Origin of the sequence: Achromobacter sp. (assembly GCF_050285585.1) — a bacterium.
Classification (GTDB): Bacteria; Pseudomonadota; Gammaproteobacteria; order Burkholderiales; family Burkholderiaceae_B; genus Achromobacter.
On record NZ_JBLZXF010000004.1, the window covers coordinates 218,591 to 239,289 of the forward strand.

At 66.1% G+C, this 20,699-nt stretch carries 20 protein-coding genes; 8 read left to right on the plus strand and 12 right to left on the minus strand.

Annotation, left to right across the window (positions count from 1 at the left end; all coding sequences use genetic code 11):
• Positions 1-88 precede the first annotated feature (88 nt).
• The 7 genes from ACN6PJ_RS08615 to ACN6PJ_RS08645 form a co-directional block, all read right to left on the minus strand.
• Positions 89-955 (minus strand): D-amino acid aminotransferase, encoded by an 867-nt coding sequence (locus ACN6PJ_RS08615; protein WP_427995447.1) that lies wholly within the window; start codon positions 953-955, stop codon positions 89-91.
• Positions 956-1,084: 129 nt separating this feature from the next.
• Complete coding sequence (locus ACN6PJ_RS08620) at positions 1,085-2,350, minus strand: D-alanyl-D-alanine carboxypeptidase family protein (protein WP_427995448.1); 1,266 nt, start codon at positions 2,348-2,350, stop codon at positions 1,085-1,087.
• Between the two features lie 235 nt (positions 2,351-2,585).
• On the minus strand, positions 2,586-3,239 hold the full coding sequence (locus ACN6PJ_RS08625) for an alpha/beta hydrolase (protein WP_427995449.1): 654 nt from the start codon (positions 3,237-3,239) through the stop codon (positions 2,586-2,588).
• A gap of 33 nt (positions 3,240-3,272) precedes the next feature.
• Positions 3,273-3,875 (minus strand): ABC-type transport auxiliary lipoprotein family protein, encoded by a 603-nt coding sequence (locus ACN6PJ_RS08630; RefSeq protein ID WP_427995450.1) that lies wholly within the window; start codon positions 3,873-3,875, stop codon positions 3,273-3,275.
• Positions 3,872-4,828: an MlaD family protein gene (locus ACN6PJ_RS08635; RefSeq protein ID WP_427995451.1), complete on the minus strand. Its 957-nt coding sequence runs from the start codon at positions 4,826-4,828 to the stop codon at positions 3,872-3,874. The genes ACN6PJ_RS08630 and ACN6PJ_RS08635 overlap by 4 nt, the downstream gene beginning before the upstream one ends.
• Complete coding sequence (locus tag ACN6PJ_RS08640) at positions 4,815-5,654, minus strand: ABC transporter ATP-binding protein (protein WP_427995452.1); 840 nt, start codon at positions 5,652-5,654, stop codon at positions 4,815-4,817. Before ACN6PJ_RS08640 ends, ACN6PJ_RS08635 begins: the two co-directional genes overlap by 14 nt.
• Positions 5,654-6,784 (minus strand): MlaE family ABC transporter permease, encoded by a 1,131-nt coding sequence (locus tag ACN6PJ_RS08645; protein ID WP_427995453.1) that lies wholly within the window; start codon positions 6,782-6,784, stop codon positions 5,654-5,656. Before ACN6PJ_RS08645 ends, ACN6PJ_RS08640 begins: the two co-directional genes overlap by 1 nt.
• A gap of 86 nt (positions 6,785-6,870) precedes the next feature.
• On the opposite strand from ACN6PJ_RS08645, the gene ACN6PJ_RS08650 reads away from it, so the two are divergent.
• The 3 genes from ACN6PJ_RS08650 to ACN6PJ_RS08660 are packed head-to-tail and all read left to right on the plus strand — an operon-like array spanning position 6,871 to position 8,699.
• A complete protein-coding gene (locus tag ACN6PJ_RS08650; RefSeq protein WP_427995454.1) occupies positions 6,871-7,719 on the plus strand; it encodes a biotin--[acetyl-CoA-carboxylase] ligase in 849 nt (282 codons plus the stop codon).
• Positions 7,716-8,522 carry a type III pantothenate kinase gene (locus ACN6PJ_RS08655; RefSeq protein WP_427995455.1) on the plus strand — a complete coding sequence of 269 codons (807 nt, stop codon included), beginning with the start codon at positions 7,716-7,718 and terminating at the stop codon, positions 8,520-8,522. The genes ACN6PJ_RS08650 and ACN6PJ_RS08655 overlap by 4 nt, the downstream gene beginning before the upstream one ends.
• Before the next feature lie 12 nt (positions 8,523-8,534).
• Positions 8,535-8,699, plus strand: a complete 165-nt coding sequence (locus tag ACN6PJ_RS08660; protein ID WP_427995456.1) for a hypothetical protein — start codon at positions 8,535-8,537, stop codon at positions 8,697-8,699.
• Here the strand turns inward: ACN6PJ_RS08660 and ACN6PJ_RS08665 are convergent.
• The 3 genes from ACN6PJ_RS08665 to ACN6PJ_RS08675 form a co-directional block, all read right to left on the minus strand.
• Positions 8,696-9,997 carry a 3-deoxy-D-manno-octulosonic acid transferase gene (locus tag ACN6PJ_RS08665; protein ID WP_427995457.1) on the minus strand — a complete coding sequence of 434 codons (1,302 nt, stop codon included), beginning with the start codon at positions 9,995-9,997 and terminating at the stop codon, positions 8,696-8,698. The genes ACN6PJ_RS08660 and ACN6PJ_RS08665 overlap by 4 nt on opposite strands.
• A gap of 1 nt (position 9,998) precedes the next feature.
• On the minus strand, positions 9,999-11,027 hold the full coding sequence (gene waaC / locus ACN6PJ_RS08670) for a lipopolysaccharide heptosyltransferase I (RefSeq protein WP_427995458.1): 1,029 nt from the start codon (positions 11,025-11,027) through the stop codon (positions 9,999-10,001).
• A gap of 156 nt (positions 11,028-11,183) precedes the next feature.
• The gene (locus tag ACN6PJ_RS08675; protein WP_427995459.1) at positions 11,184-12,290 is read right to left on the minus strand and encodes an MraY family glycosyltransferase; all 1,107 of its coding nucleotides are present in this window, start codon (positions 12,288-12,290) and stop codon (positions 11,184-11,186) included.
• A gap of 235 nt (positions 12,291-12,525) precedes the next feature.
• On the opposite strand from ACN6PJ_RS08675, the gene pgi reads away from it, so the two are divergent.
• The 5 genes from pgi (at position 12,526) to ACN6PJ_RS08700 (ending at position 18,529) form a co-directional block, all read left to right on the plus strand.
• Positions 12,526-14,097: a glucose-6-phosphate isomerase gene (gene pgi, locus ACN6PJ_RS08680; RefSeq protein ID WP_427995539.1), complete on the plus strand. Its 1,572-nt coding sequence runs from the start codon at positions 12,526-12,528 to the stop codon at positions 14,095-14,097.
• A 178-nt stretch (positions 14,098-14,275) separates the two neighbouring features.
• Entirely contained in the window at positions 14,276-15,517 is a 1,242-nt protein-coding gene (locus ACN6PJ_RS08685) for an O-antigen ligase family protein (RefSeq protein ID WP_427995460.1), read from the plus strand.
• A 101-nt stretch (positions 15,518-15,618) separates the two neighbouring features.
• Complete coding sequence (locus ACN6PJ_RS08690; protein ID WP_427995461.1) at positions 15,619-16,188, plus strand: CoxG family protein; 570 nt, start codon at positions 15,619-15,621, stop codon at positions 16,186-16,188.
• 99 nt (positions 16,189-16,287) lie between these two features.
• Positions 16,288-17,640 (plus strand): MFS transporter, encoded by a 1,353-nt coding sequence (locus ACN6PJ_RS08695; protein WP_427995540.1) that lies wholly within the window; start codon positions 16,288-16,290, stop codon positions 17,638-17,640.
• A 19-nt stretch (positions 17,641-17,659) separates the two neighbouring features.
• On the plus strand, positions 17,660-18,529 hold the full coding sequence (locus ACN6PJ_RS08700; protein WP_427995462.1) for a DMT family transporter: 870 nt from the start codon (positions 17,660-17,662) through the stop codon (positions 18,527-18,529).
• A gap of 12 nt (positions 18,530-18,541) precedes the next feature.
• On the opposite strand, the gene clsB is transcribed toward ACN6PJ_RS08700, so the two are convergent.
• The gene (gene clsB / locus ACN6PJ_RS08705; RefSeq protein WP_427995463.1) at positions 18,542-19,753 is read right to left on the minus strand and encodes a cardiolipin synthase ClsB; all 1,212 of its coding nucleotides are present in this window, start codon (positions 19,751-19,753) and stop codon (positions 18,542-18,544) included.
• The gene (locus ACN6PJ_RS08710) at positions 19,750-20,616 is read right to left on the minus strand and encodes an endonuclease/exonuclease/phosphatase family protein (protein WP_427995464.1); all 867 of its coding nucleotides are present in this window, start codon (positions 20,614-20,616) and stop codon (positions 19,750-19,752) included. Before ACN6PJ_RS08710 ends, clsB begins: the two co-directional genes overlap by 4 nt.
• Positions 20,617-20,699: the final 83 nt, after the last annotated feature.

Consider the following 20,699-nt stretch of genomic DNA (forward strand, 5'->3'; position numbering starts at 1 on the left):
CCCACGGCGCGCCCACCGCGTGGGCTACCTGCCCCCCGAGGGGAGTCTCTTGCTTTGGGGCGGCCCCGGCGGCCGCCCCGCGCCCGGACTACAGCGCGGCGATGCGGGCATCATAACCCGCTCGCAACCGCTCAAAAACAGGGCCGGGCTTGCCGGATCCCACGGGTTTGCCGTCCAGGGAGACGATGGCGAGCACCTCCTTGGTGGCCGAGGACAGCATCAGCTCGTCCGCCTGCTCCACCTCTTGCTGCGAGATGCGGCGCGCCTCGAACGGGATGCCCGCCTCCGCGGCCAGTTCGCCCATCAGGCCGTAGCGGATGCCTTCCAGGATCAGGTTGTTCTTGGGCGGCGCCAGCAGCTTGCCGCCGGAAACCACCCAGATATTGGTGGACGAACCTTCGGTCAGATAGCCGTCGCGGAACTGGACGACCTCGTCCACCTGCGCATCGACCGCCTGCTGCTTGGCCAGCACGTTGCCCAGGAGCGAGACCGACTTGATCTCGCAATGCAGCCAGCGCTCGTCGGGGATGCTGATCGCGGCCAGGCCCTGGGCACGCTGCGCGGCCGTCGGCGGCGACCAGGCCGACACCATGCCGAAGACGGTCGGGGCGACCGGAACGGAAGGAAACTGGTGGTCCCGCTTGGCCACGCCGCGCGTCACTTGCAGATAGACGATGCAGGTTTCCAGGTTGCTGCGCGCCAGCAGTTGCTGGATCAGGTCGATCCAGCCCTCGCGGCCGAAGGGCTGGGCGATCCGCAGGGCAGCCAGGCTGCGGTCCAGGCGATTGAGGTGTTCGGCCATGCGGAACGCATTGCCTTGGTACACGGGAACGACTTCATAGATGCCGTCCCCGAAAATAAAGCCGCGGTCGAGGACGGAGATCCTGGCCTCGTCCACACGCAGGAACTCACCGTTGAGATACACCTGGCTTTCGCCCGGCACGCCCGGAATCATGACGCACTCCTGAGAATCAAAGGATAGGGACGCACCGGCAGGTCCGTCCCGGGAATGAAGACGGGCGTTTCGACATGAAACGCCCGTTGCTAGCTTACACCCGCGGCGCGGCGGCCGCGCCTCGCGATCCTATTCGAACCAGCGCTTGACCGTATCGACCATGCGGCCGAAGAAGCCCGCGCGCTCGACCGCGTCCTGCACCACCAGCGGCTCGGTGCGCAGCACCTTGCCGTCCAGCGTGAACTGCAGGGTGCCGACCTGCTGGCCCTTGGCCAGGGGCGCGATCAGCGGGTCCGTGCGCTGGGCCACGGGCTTCAGCTCGCCGGCCTTGCCGCGCGGCACCGCGATCGACACGGGGTTGGGCGGGCCCAGCTTGACGTTTTCGGCCGTGCCTTCCCAGACGCGCGCGTCGATGCCGGGCTGGCTCTTGTCGAACAGCTTCACGGTGTCGAAGTTCTGGAAGCTCCAGTTCAGCAGCTTCAGGCTTTCCTCGGCGCGCGTGGCCTCGCTGTCGGTGCCCACCACGACCACGAGGATGCGGCGATCACCGCGCACGGCGGTCGACACCAGGCAGTAGCCGGCCGAGTCGGTATGGCCGGTCTTCATGCCGTCCACCGAGGGATCGGCCCACAGCAGGCGGTTGCGGTTGGGCTGCGTGATCTTGTTGTAGGTAAAGCTCTTCTGCTTGTAGTAGTGGAAGAAGTCCGGATGATCGGTGATCAGGCGCGACGACAGGATGGCCAGGTCGCGCGTGGACGTCATGTGCTGCGGATCGGGCAGGCCCGTGGCGTTCATGAAGTGCGTGTTGCGCATGCCCAGGCGTTCGGCCTCCTGGTTCATGAGCGAGGCGAACGCGCCTTCGCTGCCGCCGACCGCTTCGGCCAGGGCCACCGACGCGTCGTTGCCGGATTGCACGATCATGCCCTGGTTCAGCTCGTCCACCGTGACCGGCTTGCGCGGTTCGATGAACATGCGCGAACCGCCCGTGCGCCAGGCATGCTCGGACACGGGAACGGTCTGCTCCAGCGTCAGGCGCTTTTCATCGAGCGCGTTGAACACGACGTACGCCGTCATGATCTTGGTCAGCGAAGCCGGCTCCACCTTCATGTCCGGATTGGAGGCGGCCAGGGTCTGGCCGCTGTTCACGTCCATCACGATCCAGGCCTTGGCCGCGATCGTCGGCGCCGGCACTGCCGACACATCGCCCACCGGCACCACGCTTGACGCCGAAGGCGCGGGCGCGGCGGCCGGGGCGGCGGGGGCCGCGGCAGGGGCCGGCTGTTGCTGCGCCCAGACCGGCATCGAGGCGGCGAGCATCGCCGACAGCACCGCGCCCGAAACGAGGCGGCGGGTAAAGACTACGGGGGAGTGAGCGGAGTAAGGCAAATTCTTCATCGGCAACGTGGGTCCAGGAATGACGCCCGCCGGCGCGGGTCAAGTGGCTGACAATTATAGGCAGTCGATAGGACCCCTCCCGCCCGGGCAGGGTTCCCCTTGCGGCTAAAACATGCAACGCGATGCAACCCCGGCTGCGCGTGCAGACCGGTTTTGCCGCCGGGCCGCCCCAAGGCGGGACGCCCCCCGTGGGGGGCAGCAGGCGAGCACAGCGAGCGCGGCGCGGGGGCCCTTTTCAATCCAGCGCGACCTTCAGCTGCGCCTGCACCAGCTGGCGCAGCACCAGCAGCTTGCCATGGAAAAAATGCGACGCGCCGGGGACCACGACCACCGGGATGGCGCGCGGACGGGCCCAGTCCATGGCCTCGGACAGCGGCACGACTTCGTCCTCCTCGCCATGCACCATCAGCGTGTCGCCGGGCACCTGCACTTCGTGCGACTGGAAGCGGTTCACGGCGGGGCCCATCAGCATCAGGGCGGACGGCAGCACGGACTCGCCCTGCTCCGCCAGCGCCGCATACGTTTGCGCGGCGACCGCGGTGCCGAAGGAGAAGCCCGCCAGCACCCACGGCGCCTGCGCCAGTTCGGGATGCCATTCGCGCATCTGCGCCACGACGGCCAGCATGTCCTGGGTCTCGCCCACCGACTTGTCGAACTCGCCCTCGGACAGGCCGACGCCGCGGAAGTTCGGACGCACAGCCACCAGGCCGTGCTGCACGCAGGCGCGCGACAGGGTCGTGACCACCTTGTTCTCGCGCGCGCCGCCCTGCAACGGATGCGGATGCAACACCAGCGCCCAGCCTCGTGGCGTGCCGGCGGGCCAATCGACGGCGCAATCGATGCGGCCGGCGGCGCCGTTGAATGCATGGGTTTCAGTGCGTGCGGACATGGCGGAACTCAGGAAGCGGAAAAAGAGACGATGTTAACCCCCCGCCCTGGGCGAGGGTTTCAAGGTGGCGGCCAGCCACTGCGCCAACTGGTCCGCAGCCTCGTCGCTGGCCTGGCGCAAGGCGGCCACGCCTCCGGCGGCGTCCTGCGTGGGCGCGGCCGCCTGCACCGCGATGCGCTTCTGGCCCAGCACGCTGCGGCCTTCGACCAGCACCGCCTGCAACAGGATGCGCCCCTCGCTGGATTGGCCATCGGCAGCGAATACCTGCTCGAACTGCGACAGGAATACCTGCAATTGCGGGGTCTGGAGGCTGACACGCTCGTTCAGCACCGGCCCCTGGCGCGACAGGCGGTCGGCGAAACGCTGCCGCACCAGCTCCGTCGGCGACGAGGCCCAGCGGTAGGTGGCATAGGCCTTGGGCGCCGCGCTGTCGCCCACCCGCCAGATCACGCTGGTATCTGAAAGGCTGGGCACGGCCTGGAAAACCAGGGCGATGGGCTCGCGGGCCGGCAGCGCCGGCACGGGGCTGGCATCCAGCCCCAGGTCGAACACCGTGGGCGGCGCGGGCACGCGGCCGATGCCGCAGCCGGCCAGGGCCAAGGTCAGGATGAGAGCGGCGCTGCGCATCTTCGTCATTTGGACTGTCTCCCGAATCCGGCAAAGCCGGCCTCGCCGGGCCCGGGCTCGCGGGGAGCCGGGCCGAACAGGAACGACTGCGGCGTGTTGTCCACACGGCGCAGGGTAACGGCCGCGCCCCGCGCGGCCTCGCTGACGTTGGCAGCCATGCCGGTGATCGCCGGCAGGGTCTCCCCGTCCAGCCGCGAGGCGGCCAGGGCGATATCGTTGAGGCTGCTGGTCGCGGCGGACAAGGCGCCGCCAGGCGCCGTCAACCGCGCCAGCGACTGCCGGGTCTGCAGCGCCAGGTCGCCCACTTCGCGCGCGGCGCGGTCCGCCTGGCGCGACGTGTTGCCCAGCGAGTCCATCAGCGGCCCCAGCTTGGCCATGGTCGGGCCAAGGTTGCGGCTGGCCTCTTTCAGGGACTGCGTGAGGTCGGTGGCGTTCTGCAGGCTGGCCGTCAGCGCCTGCACGTTCTGCTCGCTCAGGACGCGGCGCAGCTGCTCGGTGACCTCCTCCACGTTCGAGATGAGCTTGCCGCCGCGCTGCTCGATGCGGTCGAGAAAGCCGGGGCGCAGCGGAATGGCGGCGGGATGCGCCGCCGACGAGACCAGGCGCGTCATCGAGGTACCGTCGTCGCGCAATTCCACGTTGGACATGCCCGTCACGCCCTGCACGCCCAGTTCCGCCCAGGTCGATTCGGTGATCGGGGTGTTGGGGGCGACACCGATGCGGATGCGCACCTGCCCCGGCTTGTTCGGGTTCAGCGCCAGCGACTGCACCTTGCCGACGGGCACGCCTTGATAACGCACGGTCGATTGCGGGTTCAGGCCGCTGACGGCGGTGGCGGAGATGATTTCGTACGGTTGCAGCTGGGTCCGGTCCCGGCCGATCCAGACGGCCGCCAGGGCAGCGGCGGCCAGCAAGACCAGCGTGAAGATACCGGCCATGAGCGCATGACTACGGTTTTCCATGATGCAATCCCTTCGGCGCCAGATCCCCCAGGGCGCGCAGGCCGCGCTCGCCCAGGAAGAACGTGTGAATGAACGGGTGATCGACCTTCAGTACTTCCGGCACCGTGTCGCACACGATCACCCGCTTGTCGGCGAGCACGGCGACACGCGTGGCCAGGGCCAGGAGCGTGTCCAGGTCGTGCGTCACCATGACCACGGTAAACCCCAACTGCCGGTGCAGGCTGCGCACCAGGTCCACGAATTCGTCGGACCGCAACGGATCCAGGCCGGCCGTGGGTTCGTCCAGGAACAGCAATTCCGGGTCCAGGGACAGCGCGCGCGCCAGCGCCACGCGCTTGACCATGCCGCCGGACAGGTCCGACGGCCGCTTGTCGGCGTCGCGCTCGGACAGGCCCACCATGGCCAGCCGGCACATCACGACGTCACGCACCAGGTCTTCCGGCACCGTGCGCAATTCCCGCAAGGGCAACGCCACATTGTCGAATACGGACAGCGCGGAAAACAGCGCCCCCGCCTGGAACAGCATGCCCCAGCGATACGACAGGCGCCGCCGCTCGGCGGGGCTCAGATCGAACAGCGAATGGCCCAGCACCTTCACCGTGCCCGCCGCCGGCTGGTCCAGCCCGATGATCTGGCGCAGCAACACGGTCTTGCCCGTGCCCGACCCGCCCACCAGCACCAGGATTTCCCCCGGGAAAACCGTCAGGTCGAGATTGTCGTGCACGACGTGGTCGCCGAACGCGGTGCGCAGGCCGCGCACCGTGATGACGGGTTCGACGGTAACGCCGTCTTCCTCGAACAGCCGGTGCTGGGTTGCGCTGTTCATCAGATGCCCACCGAGCTGAAGATCACCGCATACAGCGCATCCAGCAGGATCACGCCGGTGATGGACGTAACGACGGACGTGGTGGTGCCGCGCCCCAGGCTCTCCGTATTGGGCTGGATGCACAGGCCGAAATGGCAGGCGATCAGCGCGATCAGGATGCCGAAGGTCACCCCCTTCATGATCCCGATCCAATAGTTGGTGAGCGAAATCGCGTCCGGCAGCGACTGCAGGAACCATTGCGCCGACACGCCCAATTGGACCTGCGCGGCCAGCATGCCGCCCAGGATCGCCATGGCGTCGGTCCACAGGACCAGCAGCGGCATGGTCACGGCCAGCGCGACCACGCGCGGCAGGATCAGGCGCTGGCCATGGGAGATGCCCATCACCAGCATCGCGTCGAGTTCCTGCGTCACGCGCATCACGCCGATCTGCGCCGTGATGGCCGAGCCCGAGCGGCCGGCGACCAGGATGGCGGCCAGCACGGGCCCCAGTTCGCGCACGATCGACACGCCCAGCAGGCGCACGATGAAGCGGTCCGCGCCGATCATCTGCAGCTGTTGCGCCGAAAGATAGGACAGGACCACGCCAATCAGGAAACCGACCAGCGCCGTGATGCCCAGCGCCTGCGCGCCGGTGCGGTAGACCTGAGCCGAGATTTCGCGCCACGGCCCCAGGCGCGGGCGCAGCAGCATGCCGCCCAGGTCCAGCACCAGTTGCCCCAGCATGATGAGGAGCGCCCGGCCATTGTCGGCCGCCCTGAAAACCGCGCTGCCCACCGCGCGCAGCCAGGCCCAGGGGTCGCCCCTGGGCGCCGCGGCCGGCGTTCCGCCCTTGTTCATCGCCAGCGCATTGAAGACGTCCTGCTGCCCCGGCGACCAGCGCACGCGCTCGGGCAGCCTTTCGCCCCAGGCCTGCCAGATCAGCAGGGCGCCGATCGTATCCAGCCGGCCGATCGCGTGCAGGTCCCAGCGCGCGCCATCATTGGCCGCCCGCGACAGGGCCTGGCGCCGGCGCTCTACCTCGCCGGGCTCGGCCAGCGCCAGCACGCTCCAGTCGCCGGCCACATGGCAAACGCCCCCTTCATGGCGAAAGGGCGCGGCGGCAGGTGCGGACGAAGCGGAATGCGGCATGCAGAGAGAGTACCAATGCAAAATGTATCGTCAATGATATACGCACGCGGGCCGCGGGCGCGGCCGCGTGCCCTACAATCGCCGCCATGCCCGACCAAGTCCGCCCAATCGACCTGCCCGCGCCGGAAGCCCTGGCCCGTGAACTGGCAGCGCGCCTGCCCGCCTTCCAAGACATCGCCTGGAGCGGCAGCACCGGGTCGACCAACGCCGATCTGCTGGCCCGCGCGCGCGCCGGCGCCATCGGCAAGCCCTGGCTGCTGGGCACGCACCTGCAGGAAACGGGGCGCGGACGCGCCGGCCGCCCCTGGCAGAACCGCTCGGGCTCCACCCTGATGTTCTCCTGTGCCTTCGACGTGCGGCTGCCCGCCGCCCAACTGCCCGCCCTGTCGCCGCTGGCCGGCGTCGCCGCGTGCGAAGCCTTGCGCGCCGTCGCCGGCCCGGACGCGGCCGGCCTGTGCATGAAATGGCCCAACGACGTGCAGTGGCACAACGCCAAGCTCGCGGGCGTACTGGTGGAAACCACCCGCAACCCCGGAGGCGGGGAAGCCGGCTACACCGTCGTCATCGGCATGGGCGTGAACCTGGCCGACGCCGACCGGCTTTCGCTCGCGCTGGGCCGCGAGGTCGCCGATTGGAGCCAGGTGCAAGCGCATTCCTCGCGCGCCGCCACCGCCGCCGACCTGGCCTGCGCGGCCGCCACGGCCTGGCATGAGGGGATCCAGACCCTGGAACGCGAAGGCTTCGGCGCGTTCAAGCGGCGTTTCGACCGGGTGGACGCCCTGGCCGGCCGCAAGGTCAACGTCCTGGACAAGGGCGCTATTCTTCTAAGCGGCACCGCTTGCGGCGTGGACGACCACGGCCGCCTGCTGGTGCAAACGCCCGAGGGCGCCAAGCCGATCCTGGTCGGTGAAATCTCGATTCGACGCCAAGCATGATTATTCTCATCGACTCCGGCAACAGCCGTCTCAAGGTGGGCTGGCTGGACGCCGCCAACCCCGACGCGCCGCGTGAACCGGCGGCGATCGCCTTCGAGGGCGTGGACCTGGACGCCCTGGACCGCTGGCTGGCCACGTTGTCGCCGCGGCCGGCGCGCGCGCTGGGCGTGAACGTTGCCGGCGAGGCCCGCGGCGCCGCCATCGCCGCCATCCTGAAAAAACACGGTTGCGCCGTCACGTGGTCGCCGTCCCAGCCGTCCACGCTGGGCCTGGTCAACGGCTACCGCGTGCCCACGCAATTGGGCGCCGACCGCTGGGCTTCGCTGCTGGGCGTGCTATCCCACCTGCCCGCCGCGCACCCGCCCTTCGTGCTGGCCAGCTTCGGCACCGCCACCACGATCGACACCGTGGGCCCCGACAATGTCTTTGCCGGCGGCCTGATCCTCCCGGGCCCGGCCATGATGCGCAGCGCGCTGGCGCACGGCACGGCCAACCTGCCGGTGGCCAACGGCCAGGTCGTGGCCTACCCCACGGACACGCACGAAGCCATTGCGTCGGGCATCGCCGCGGCGCAGGCCGGCGCCGTGGTCCGCCAATGGCTGGCGGGCCGCCAACGCTATGGCCAGACGCCGCAGATCTACGCGGCCGGCGGCGGCTGGCCCGAAGTGCACCAGGAAATCGAGCGCCTGCTCGCGGATGCAGGAGGCGCGTTCGGCGCCGCGCCCGTGCCGGTCTACCTGAACCACCCCGTCCTGGACGGACTGGCCGCGGTCGCGCGCGCCACCCTGGACGCCAACGCCTGAGCGAGGCCCGGCATGCGCGTGCTCTTCATCCTGATCCTGCTCGCGAACCTGGGCGTCTATGCGCTGGGCCAGGGCTGGCTGGGCCTGCGCCCCGAGGACGAAGGACGCGACACGCGCCGCTTCGCCCAGGAATTGAATCCGGGCGCCGTCACCCTGGTCCCCCGGGCCTCTCCCTAGGGCCGCGCTCCGGCATCCAGCCAGGGCGCCAGGGCGTCCAGCGTGCGCCGGGTGGCGCCCGCGTGCGCGCCGAACCAGGCCCGCGCGGCCTCGCCTCCCCGTTCCCGCCGCGCCTCGTCCGCCAGCAGCTCCATTGCGGTATCCACGGCCTGCCCCGCGTCGGGCACGCGTTGCGCGGCGCCCGCCTCGATGGCATCTTCGGCCGCCTGCTTGAAATTGAACGTGTGCGGCCCCACGATGACCGGCACCCCCGCCGCGCACGCCTCGATCAGATTCTGGCCGCCCAGCGGCGCGAAACTGCCCGCAACGATCGCGACCTCCGAGGCCGCGTAGTAGAACGCCATCTCACCCAGCGTATCGCCCAGCAGCACGACGGTGTCCGGAGAGGGATCCACGCCTTCGGAGCGCCGGGTGAACGCCAGTCCGGCGGCCGCTAACAGGCCGGCCGCCTCGTCAAAACGCTGGGGATGGCGTGGAATCAGGAGAAATAGCGGAGAACCATGCGTCCCTGAATTGCTCGCGTGACGCTTGATCGCGTCGATGAAACCGCTGTCCTCGCCCTCGCGCGTACTGGCCACGGCCACCACGCGCCGGCCCAGCCGCTCGCGCCAGGCCTGCCCGGCGCGCATCTGCGCCTCCGGCAAGGCCAGATCGAACTTGAGATTGCCCGTCACGGCCGGCGGACGCGCGCCCGCCTCGGTGAGCCGCGCGGCGTCCTCGGCGGTCTGCGCCAGCACCGCGTCCAGGCCGGCCAGGGCTTCGCGCATCACGCTGCCCATCCTGCCCGCCTGCCGCAGGGAAGAAGCCGAGAACCGGGCGCTTACCAGCGCCATGGGCACGCCCGCCGTCCGGGCTGCGGCGAGCAGATTCGGCCAGATCTCCCGCTCGATCAACAGCCCGCAACGGGGTTGGCGGCTCGTCATGAAGCGGCGCGTCGCGCCGGGGAAGTCGTAGGGCAGCCAGGCCTGGCACAGCTGTCCCCGCGCGATCGCGTCCTGGAACAGCCGCGCCCCCTCGGCCCGGCCGGTGGCCGTTACATGCGTCAACAGCACCGGCAAGCCGCGATCGAGCAGCGCCTGCAGCAAGGGTTGGGCGGCCCGGGTCTCGCCCAGGCTGACGGCGTGCACCCAGACGGGAGCCGCCTGGGGCGCGGCCGGATGAGAGGCCGGCAGGCGGCCGAAGCGCTCCGGGGAGAATATCTCCCATTGACCGCCCGCCCGCTTGGCGCGGCGGCCCATCCACAGCCAGATCAGCGGAGACAGGGCCCGGAGCGCCAGGGTGTAGACGCCGCGGTTCATGTCACTGGGCGGCCAGCGCCTGCTCCACCGACGCCATCACGGCCTCGCGCGAGGGCGAAGCGCCGCGGTCGCCCAGGCTGGCGGTGTAGTTCGAGCCGACCAGCGGCGTGCGCACCGGGGTCGATGCCCGGTAGATGCCGATGGTCGGGCGGCCCAATGCCGCGGACAGATGCGTGAGGCCGCTGTCCAGGCCCACCATCAGGCGCGAACCGGCCAACAGGCGCGCCACCGACGTCAGGTCCATGCGGGGCATCACCTCCGCCCCATCCATGCCGGCCACGAGCAGCCGGGCGCGCTGCGCCTCCTGTTCGTTGCCGCACAAAAGGCGCAAGGTGCAGCCCGCGTCGCGCAGCCGGCGGAACACCGCGCGCCAATCGTCCTCGGGCCAGAGTTTGTCGTCGCGGCTGGCAGAGGGCATGATGACCGCGTAGCCGTGATCCGTGTCCACATGATGCAGGCGAGGCGGCTCCGCCTGGCCGTTCTCATCCCCGGCCTCGCCCTCGCGCGCCTGCGCAACCTGGCGGGAAAAGCCCTGCAGGCCGAAATCGGGCTGGCCGGCGTACTGGTAGCCGAACGTCAGCGCCGCCAGCTTGCGCTGGCGGATGACTGCGGGCTGCCAGAACTCCACCCGATGGCGCACGTTATAGAACAGCGACGCCAGCGGTTCGCGCGCGGACCGCCAATCCAGCCCGTGCCGCACTCCCCGCGTCTGGCGGACCAGCCAAGCGGACTTCAGCAAGGCCTGCATATCCAGCACCACGTCGTACTGCTTGGACCTCAGCCGCTCCTTCAGCGCATGCCGCTCGGCCCGGACCTCGCTCGACCACCACGCCTTGCGCCAGCGCCGATGCGCCACCTTGATCACCTCATTGACCGCGGGGTGCCAGCTGGGAATCTCGGCGAACGCTTCTTCCGCTATCCAGTCGATCTCCGCGTCCGGGACATGGCGGGCGATGTCGGATATCGCCGGCAGCATATGGACGAGGTCGCCTAGGGACGAGGTGCGGACGATGAGGATTCGAGTGGGCATGTGCAGAGATTCTTGCTTGGCGCGACTCTTGGCCTGATAGTGGCAGACGCCGCTCAACGCAGCCCGAACTTTACAACAACATTGCGCGTTCCCGCGATCTGTCGCATGCCGCTCCGCGGGTCCTTCAAGCAGACGGTTATTGTCCGCAGAACGCTGTCAACGGCCCCTCTTCTTTTTCTTCAAAATCATCCATTTCGGCATGCGGAATAGTACAAGGCGGCGATAAAGGACGATGTAGGTGGTCGAAAACACCGCTGTGAAGAACATTAGCAGGTAGGGTTGCTGCCAAAACAGTACCGCCGGAATCACGGCTAGTGACGAAAGCAGCCACAAATATGGGGACGTCATGGCGTTGCGCTGCGTCTGATGGCGCGCCTCGCGGGACCCGATGGCCCATCGCACTAGACGCTTATAAATCAGCATATGAAGATGCACGCCGTCGGGTGCGCCAGGCGAACGCCCTCTCAGCCATTTTTTCCGATAAATAGAAAAGAGCGTTTCGAAAACGGGATATATGCACAGCAAGAGCGGAAACCAGGCCGACACCTCGGGGTGCCGCGCCAACATAAGCACCGACAACTCTCCGATAATAAATCCCAAGAAGTACGCGCCGCCGTCGCCCAGAAAAACATGTCCGTGCGGGTAGTTCCATACCAGGAACCCGACGATACCGCCGAGGGTACTTAATGCCACTATCAGCAAAAAACGATCGCCCAAATAAAACGATACGTATGCGAAGCCGGCGAGTATCATCGCAGAAACGACTGCGGCCAATCCGTTATACCCATCTATGATGTTTATCGCATTGGCCGCGCCACCGATTGCCACGGAAGTAAAGACCAGCGATACGAACCAGAACTGCAAGAACCAATCTATTCCGATAATATCTACTCGGGTTACTGCCGCACCCAAGAAATAATAAGCCGCTGCTCCAGATAGCATTGCCAATCCCAGGCGGACTAAAACCCTGACCTGCTTGGTTAGGTCTTCCGCAAATCCCCCTAAAAAGGCGGGCATGGCAGCCGCAAGCAAGAGCACCATATCCGGCAGCACGTCGGGTTCGCGTATCGCAACAAGCGCGCAGGTGACTCCACTCGCCATCAATAGAGACAATCCGCCGATACGAGGAACGGGAATGGAGTGATATTTCTGCACCCCATCCAAATCATGGTCAGCTGTCAGGCCGTCATGCCAGGACCGGTAGCGTACGATCAGCAAGGTGGAGATGAGCGAAACCAAGAACGCTACAAGAACGTACAGCATGGAAGGTGGGCCAGAAGGAGAAGTGGCGAGATTGTAGCGTCAGACGAAGTAAAGCAATGCAAACAAATGGCCGCTTCTGCAAGAAAAGGGAAACGGGGCTTGCAAAATAAAAAGGGCCTCCGTCCTTAACCGCCAACCGGCTAAACTCACGGACCTGCCTGCGACAGGAACGTTGACATCTCGGACTGGGCCGCATTTGAATATCTCGATACGCACTAAGACGCATTCTCAAAAAATGAAACTTTTAGCCCCGGCTATACAAGCAAATCTGTTGCAAATGCCCGAATGGCGGGCCTATGCCAGCGCTCTTCAAGCCGCATCGTTTCGTACGGATGAACTCCGTCTGATCGAGGCGGCCAGCCTTGCGGTCGACTTAAGCGCACAGGTTACGTCTGCAGCCACACGCGCCGCAGGCGCCGCTTTGCTTGCTGCTCGAGGCTTCGAACGAGCGCGCTCAGCGTTGTTGGCCGGCGAACACGTCAACGAAACGGAAGACCGGGCCGCTTGGCACACCATGCTGCGGGCGTCCGACCCTATTGAGTCGGTGGCGCGCGAACGCCAACGCGTGCGCGAGTTCGTAAGGCAAGCCGATATCAATGACGAGTGGAAATCTATCATCCACATCGGGATTGGCGGCAGCGATTGGGGTGTACGGCTGGTGACCGACGCTTGCGGCGGTAAAGGGGCACGTCGGACCTTGAGATTCGTCGCCAATATCGACGGGCATGCCCTTGAAGATGCAATTCTGGGCCTGGATGCACGAGACACCCTGATCGTTGTTACGTCTAAATCCTTCACGACGACGGAAACTCTAGCCAATCTGCGGCGCGCGATCTGTTGGCTCGAGCAGTCCGGCATCGAGCATCCCTACCAGCAGGTCGTCGCCATCACCGCTCGGCCGGCAGCGGCGCGCGCTTTGGGCGTACCTGCCGGTCAGGTCTTCGAGTTCTGGGACTGGGTGGGCGGACGCTACTCATTATGGTCGGCCGTCGGTCTGCCCATCGCAATGGCGGTAGGCATTGACGTCATCGAGGATATTCGCGCCGGTGCGGCAGCCATGGACGCGCACTTCGCCCAAGCCCCCATCGCCGAAAATGCCCCTGTCCAACTCGCGCTTGCGGGCGTGGGCAACCGTAGCTTGCTGGGTTACGGGTCACTCAGCATCGCCGCCTATGACGCTCGCCTGCAATTTCTGGCGCCCTATCTGCAGCAATTAGACATGGAGTCTCTCGGGAAGTCCGTGAACATGGGCGGCCAACCCGTGGGCGTGCCGACTGGCCCAGCCGTTTGGGGCATGCCCGGTACGGATGGCCAGCATACATTCTTCCAATGGTTGCACCAGGGCACGGATGGCGCCGCCGTGGACTTCATCATGTGCCGTGAAGCTGACCATCAATGGATAGAAGAACACGCCATGCTGCTGGCCAACTGCCTCGCCCAGCGGCAGACCTTGCTACAAGGCACTTCACTCGAAGCCGATCGGGAAAACATGCTGACCCAGGGTATGCCTACCGACAAAGCCGAGTGGCTGGCCCGCCATCGTAAGCATCAAGGCGGCCGCCCCTCCACTCTGATCGTGCTCCCCCGCCTGACCCCCTACGCGCTGGGCGCGCTGCTGGCACTCTACGAACACAAGATTTTCGTACAGGCCCTTATCTGGGGTATCAATCCGTTCGATCAGTGGGGCGTCGAGGCGGGCAAGAAGATGGCCGGCGGCATTCTTCAGGAACTTCACGGCTCTGCCCAATCCGCCGCCCACGACATTTCAACGCAGCATTGGATCTCGGTTTTGGCCCAAAAGCGCTAGCTAAGCCGTCGGCCATGCATCGTAGGAATAAAGCGATATAATATTGTTTCTATTTGTGTCTAACGACGGAGCCCGTATTCCCTATTGAAAATTTCCGTCGATTAAAAATATTAATCGATTGCATTAGAAGCTTTCTAGGCAGCGGCTAACTGACATCTCTTTGCTCTCGCACCCCATCATGGCCTTTCTGCCCTATATTCTTGTAATCCTCTTGGGCGTGATGCCGATTGCCACCATGACTATCGGCGGTGGCAGTGCATTGTTTTACTTGATCTTCTTGCTGTGCCTGGTTCGATGCTTCACTCGAACCGGGGGATGGCGAGCGACCTGGGATAGTCTGAAAGGCTACACGGGCGTCATAGCAGCTCTGCTCGTGCCTCTGTGCGCAATTGGACTCAGTCAGTATGCGCATGGCATCGCTCACGGCCCTTCCCTGGAACGAGGCCTGCGAATCAGCATAGGCTTTCCTATTATCTTGGGTGCATTGCTGAGTATTAACCCGACGTCGCTTCGGAACGTACTCTGGGGAATAGTCGCCGCGGGGTGGGCTTCAGCCGGAATAGTTTTCTGGCTGGTTTTCCCCACTTGGAGTCGTCCCAATACCCCTCAATACAATGCGGTCGGCTATAGCAATCTGATGATGCTTTGGCTCTTCATCGTCCTTTGCGGCATCGGATGGACGCTGTCCAAGCGGCCGAAATTCGAAAAGCACTTTAAAGCCCTGACCGTCGTTGTCGTTTTTACTGGTTTTGTATTGACACAGACGCGCACAGGATGGATGGCCATCCCCCTTTTCCTGTTTATCGGCATGTGGCTGTTCGGCCAACTACGACACCCTGCCCGCGCATTCGCCCTCTTGATAACAGGCGTTGCAGTCCTGGTCGCACTCGGATCCACCAACGAAGCCTTGCGCGGCCGTGTTGCGCAAGGCGTCAACGAATTTCAGGCATGCCAGGGCGCCAACGCGACGGCGGACACCTCCGTTTGCATCCGATTGCAGCTATGGCGGGCCACCAGCCAGATGATTGAAGCTGAACCGATCTTCGGCCTGGGAAGCCCAGCCAGATTCGGCCCGGAACTTCAGGCGCGAGTAGCCACCGGCGTCGTCTCTCCATTTGTTGCACAAGACTTCGGCGAACCCCACAACGACATGCTTCAGATGCTAAGCAGCTATGGACTGCTCGGTGGCCTCGCTCTTGCGCTTCTTTATATTGTTCCAGCCTCCGTTTTCTTACGAAGAATGGCCGCGACAAACTCGACACCGGTGCGTGTAGCAGCTGCCATGGGAACCGCTCTTACGCTGGGATTCGCGATATTCGGGCTGACGGAGCTTATGTTTCGTTCGATGCACAATGTCTCGTTATATGTAACGTTGCTGGCTTGGCTGCTCGCGTTGAGCCACCGAATGCGAGGCACATAAGGCTTCGAGGCGTGGCTGAAGACTCCTCGGGCCATCTTGCCCATGGCCAAAACGCATAACTGGAGCCACAATGGCCATATGACTCTCCCAAGGAGACAGCCATGCGCATTGCAGATGCCCAGTGGATTCCTTCTACCCAGCACCAGACTTGGGATGCGTTGACAGATCCGGCCGTGCTGCAGCGATGCATCCCCGGTTGCGTGGAAGTCGCCCGGCTCAGTCCGACCGAGTACGCGGTGAAGCTCCGTGCCAAGGTCGCCGGGATCGACACCGACTACGACGGCGAAATCCTGATGTCCGACGTGGATCCCCACAATAGCTGTACGCTGGCCTTCGAAGGCAAGGGCCGCGCCGCCTGCCTGGCCATCGGGACCGCGCAGATCAATCTCAGCACGAAGGACCAAGGCACGCGGGTCGCCTATACCGTTGCGTGCATGGCCGGCGGCAAGCTGGCCGAATGCGGCGAAAGCCTGCTGCTGAAAACAGGCGACAAGATCATCCAGAAGTTCTTCGCCGCCTTCATCGACCATATGGCCGGTCAGCCCCGGCTCGCGCCGCCTCCCCCGCCCCCCGAGCCGGAACCCCGCGGGCTGTCCAATTCGCGCTGGTCCTGGATCATGGTGATCCTGGTCATCGCGGTGTTCTGGGGCTATCACACCTTCTACAAGTGAAAACCCTGACTTGCCGGTGATATGCTCTGCGGCATGACGATGCCGCCCGACCCGCCCGCTTCCCCTGCTCCCCCCGCCCACTCGCGACGCGACCTCCTGATGGGGATGGCGGGGGTATCCGCCACCGTCGTCCTGGCCGCGCTCGACTCCACCATCATCAGCACCACCCTGCCGCGCGTGGCCGAGGCGCTCAACGGCATGGCGCTGTACGCGTGGGTCGGCACGGGCTATCTCCTGGCCACCGCGGCGTCCATCCTGGTTTTCGGGCGATTGGGGGACATGTTCGGACGCAAACCCCTGATGCTGCTGTCGGTGCTGATCATCGCGCTGGGCTCGATCGCCTGCGGCCTGTCGCAGACCATGGCCCAGTTGATCGTCTTCCGCTCGCTGCAGGGGATCGGCGGCGGCATGATGATCGCCACGGCTTTCGCCGCGCCCGCCGATCTGTTCCCCGACGCCAAGCAACGGGTGCGCTGGATGGCGCTGGTTTCGGCCGCCTTCGCCATGGCCAGCGGCATCGGCCCGGTCCTGGGCGGGGCGGCCACGCAGGCATTGGGGTGGCGCGCGGCCTTCTTCATCGCGCCGATTGCCGCCGCGGGCGCGTTTTTCCTGCTGGCCCGCTACTTTCCCCGCATCCGGCCCGTGCACGACGGCAGCCGCAAGATAGACTGGCTGGGCGCGATCCTGCTCGTCGTCGCCGTGGGCGCGCCGCTGGCCGCGCTGGAGCTGGCGTTTGCCAGCGGCGACCATGCGCACCCGTTGCTGGGCGCGCTGCTGGCGGTGATGGGCGTGGCGGCCATTGCCGTCCTGATTCCGATCGAACGCCGCGTGCGCTCGCCCATCTTTCCGTTGCGCGTGCTGGCCGCCCCGGAATCGCGGCTGCTGAATGTGGCGGCGATGATGGTGGGCGCGGTCATGTTCGTGCTGATCTTCTACAGCCCGCTGCTGCTGCAACAGGTATTGAACTACACGCCTAGCGAGGCCGGACTGTTGCTGACCCCGCTGGTCGCCGCGATATCGGTCGGCAGCATCATCAATGGCCGCCTGTTCCCCAAGCAGTCCGAACCCCAGCGCCTGATGGTGTTTGGCGGAGGGCTGCTGGCCGCCGGATCGCTGATGGTGCTGCTCATCTCGCCCGGTACCTCCGCCTGGTGGATCCTGGCGACGTTCTTCGTCAACGGCTGCGCGCTGGGCTTCCTGCTGCCGAACCTGACCCTCTTCATGCAAATGCTGAGCGAGCGGCGCGACGTGGGTGTGGCTTCTGCGCTGGTGCAGACCACCCGCGCCATCGGCAGCGCGCTGGGCACTGCGGTGGTCGGCATCATCATTTCGCACAGCACGGTACTAAACGGAGTGCGAGCCGGATTGATCCTGTGTATCGTCCTGTCACTGACCGGGGCCCTGCTGGCTCATCGGGTCAAGATGAAGAACCTTGCCACCAGCCGGAAATAAGGCACGACCGGGACCGAACATGCGTCAACGCAATCTGCTGGATCTGCTGCTCCTGGCCGCCGTCTGGGGCGGCTCCTTTCTCTTCATGCGGGTGGCGGTCGCGGACTTCGGTCCGGTGGCCCTGATCGAACTGCGCGTGAGCCTGGCCGCGCTGTTCCTGCTGCCCGCCGCCATGTGGCGCGGCAAGCTTCCGCTGATCGCCAAGCACTGGAAGGCGCTGCTGATGGTCGGCGTGCTGAACGCCGCGGTGCCGTTCCTGCTGTATGCCTACGCCGCGCAATCGCTGGGCGCGGGATTCCTGTCGGTCGCCAATGCCGTGACCCCGGTATGGGGCGCCGTCATCGGCTGGCTGTGGCTCAAGGACAGGCTGGCCTGGACGCGCTCGCTGGGCCTGATGATCGGCGTGATCGGCATCGTCGTTCTGGTATGGGACAAGCTGAATTTCAGCGACGGCGGCACGGGGCCCGCCGTGCTGGCCGCCGTGTCGGCGCCGGTGTTCTATGGCATCGCCGCCAACTGGACCAAGCGCTTCCTGAGCGGCGTGGACGCCCTGGCCAACGCGACCGGCAGCATGGTGGGCGCATCGCTCGTGCTGCTGCCGCTGGCGATCGCCTTCTGGCCCGACACCCCGGCCTCCGCGCAGGCCTGGATCTCCACCATCCTGCTTGCCGTGGTCTGCACGGGCGCCGCCTACATCATCTTCTTCCGCCTGATCGCGAACGTCGGGCCGACCGGCGCCGTCAGCGTCACCTTCCTGGTGCCGATTTTCGGCGTGGTGTGGGGAGCCTGGCTGCTGGACGAACGCATCACGCCGTCGATCGCGGCAGGCGCCGCGATCATCCTGATCGGCACGGCGCTGGCGCTGGGCCTGCTGAGGCGTCGCGCCTGAGGCACGGGCCGCTCAATACTTGTCCGACGTCCCGGTCAGCGCCACCCCGATGCGCAGCAACGTGTAGGACACGGCGTCGACCCAGCGCCGCAGCCATCCGCGGCGCTGGTATTCCAGCGGCCGGATGAAGCGCCCGCCCTCGCCGATGGCCGCCTCCAGCCGTTCCTGCAGATCCCAGGCGAAGGGCTGATCGTCCACCACGACGTTGGCCTCGCGCGCCAGCAGCAGGCTGAAGGGGTCCAGGTTGGACGAGCCCACGGTCGCGACGTTGTCGATGACGGCCACCTTCGCGTGCAGATAGCTGGGCATGTATTCGTAGATCTCGATGCCGTCGCGCAGCAGTTGATCGTAAAGCGAGCGCGTGGCGTGGTACTGCATGCGGTATTCCACCTTGCCCTGGAGCAGCAGGCGCACGCGCACGCCGCGCGCGGCGGCCTTCGCCAAGGCGCGGCGGAACTGGCGCCCCGGGAAGAAATACGCATTGGCGATCAGGATGTCGCGGCGCGCCTGCGTGATGCCGTAGAGATAGGCGCGCTCGAAGGTCTGGCGGAACCGCAGATTGTCGCGCAGCACCAGCGCGGCGCGCAGGTCGCCGCAAGGCGCGACCGAGGCGTGGCGCGGCTTCAACAGCCGCATGCGGTTCCAGTCCCGCGGATGCCGGCGCAGGCGCGCCCAGTTCAGGCGCACCCACAGCAGTTCCTGCGCATAGGCGGCTTCGGTCACTAGCGGCCCCTCCACCTGCACCGCGAAATCGAAGCGCGGCCCGGAAATGCCATCCGTAGGGTCCCGGTCGTCGTAGTCGTCGATGATGTTGATGCCGCCGATGAAGGCGATGCGCCCGTCCACCACCGTGACCTTGCGGTGCAGGCGCCGCAGGCGGCTGCGCGACGGGATGTAGCGGGCGAACCAGCGCGGCTCGGGCCTGAAGATGCGGCACTGCGCGCCGGCGTTGGTCAGCCGCGTGCGCAAGGGATCGACGAAGCCTGCGCTGCCGAAGCCGTCCAGTACGACGCGCACCTTGACGCCGCGCCGGGCGGCCGCCTCGAGGCGGTCCAGCACCTGGGAACCGGTGCGATCCGGAGTGAAAATGTAGGTTTCCAGATGCACGCTGACCTGGGCCGCGTCGATCGCGGCGCACAGCGCCGGGAAAAAGTCGGAACCGTTCTGCAGCAACCGGATGTCGTTGCCTTGCGTCCAGTCCAACTTGACCTGCTCGGCCCTCACGGCAGTTCCAGCTCGGCCAGCAAAGGAGAGTGATCGGAGAGCCTCGCCCATTCCCGACCGCGCAGCACGCGCGCGCTGCGCACGGCGAAACCGCGCTGATAGATGCGATCCAGGCGGAACCACGGAAACACGGCGGGGAAGGTGCGCGGAGGAGGCAGCAACAGGCGCGAACTGCCGTCCATGCCCAGCTGGTTGTTGCGTTCCATGACGGAAATGCCGCCATTGGGCAGCCCGCGCAGCGCGTTGCTCAGGCGCCTGACCGAATCGCGCAGGCGGGGCAGCTCGCCGCCATGGCTGCGCGGCGCGTGGGAGAACACTTCGTACAGACCCAGCTGCTGCACGAACAAGGGCGCCAGCCGGTCGCCCCAGTCATTGAAGTCGCCGGCGATCAGGATGGGCTCGCCGTCGGGCACCATGCGGCGGATGCGTTCGGTCAGCGCCAGGATCTGGCGGCTGCGGCTGCCCGCGAACAAGCCCAGGTGGACGACGAAGCAATGCACCGCGCGCCCGTCGAGCTCGATGCGCGCATGCAGCAGGCCGCGCTGCTCCAACCGATGGTCGGAGATGTCCTGGTTTTCGTGGTCAAGAATGGGGAAGCGCGACAACAGCGCGTTGCCGTGGTCCGTCTCGTGGCGGATGGCGTTGCGGCCATAGGCCACGTCCAAGCGCAAGGCGGCGGCAAGGGATTCGTGCTGGGCATCGAGCAGGGATTTCTGCTCGTTGCGGCCCTGGACCTCCTGCAGGAAGACCAGGTCCGGGCGCAGGCCGTAAAGGCCCAGGCGCAATTCATTCAGCGAGTCGCGCCGCCCCAATGCCGAGCGGCCCTTGTGAATGTTGTAGCTGACGACGCGGATGAGCGACATGGAAAATGGCGCCTTTCAAAACTGGGGAACCGCCGGCCGCAGCAAAAAAATAAACCCGGCCAGCGCCGCCCATAAGCAAGCGG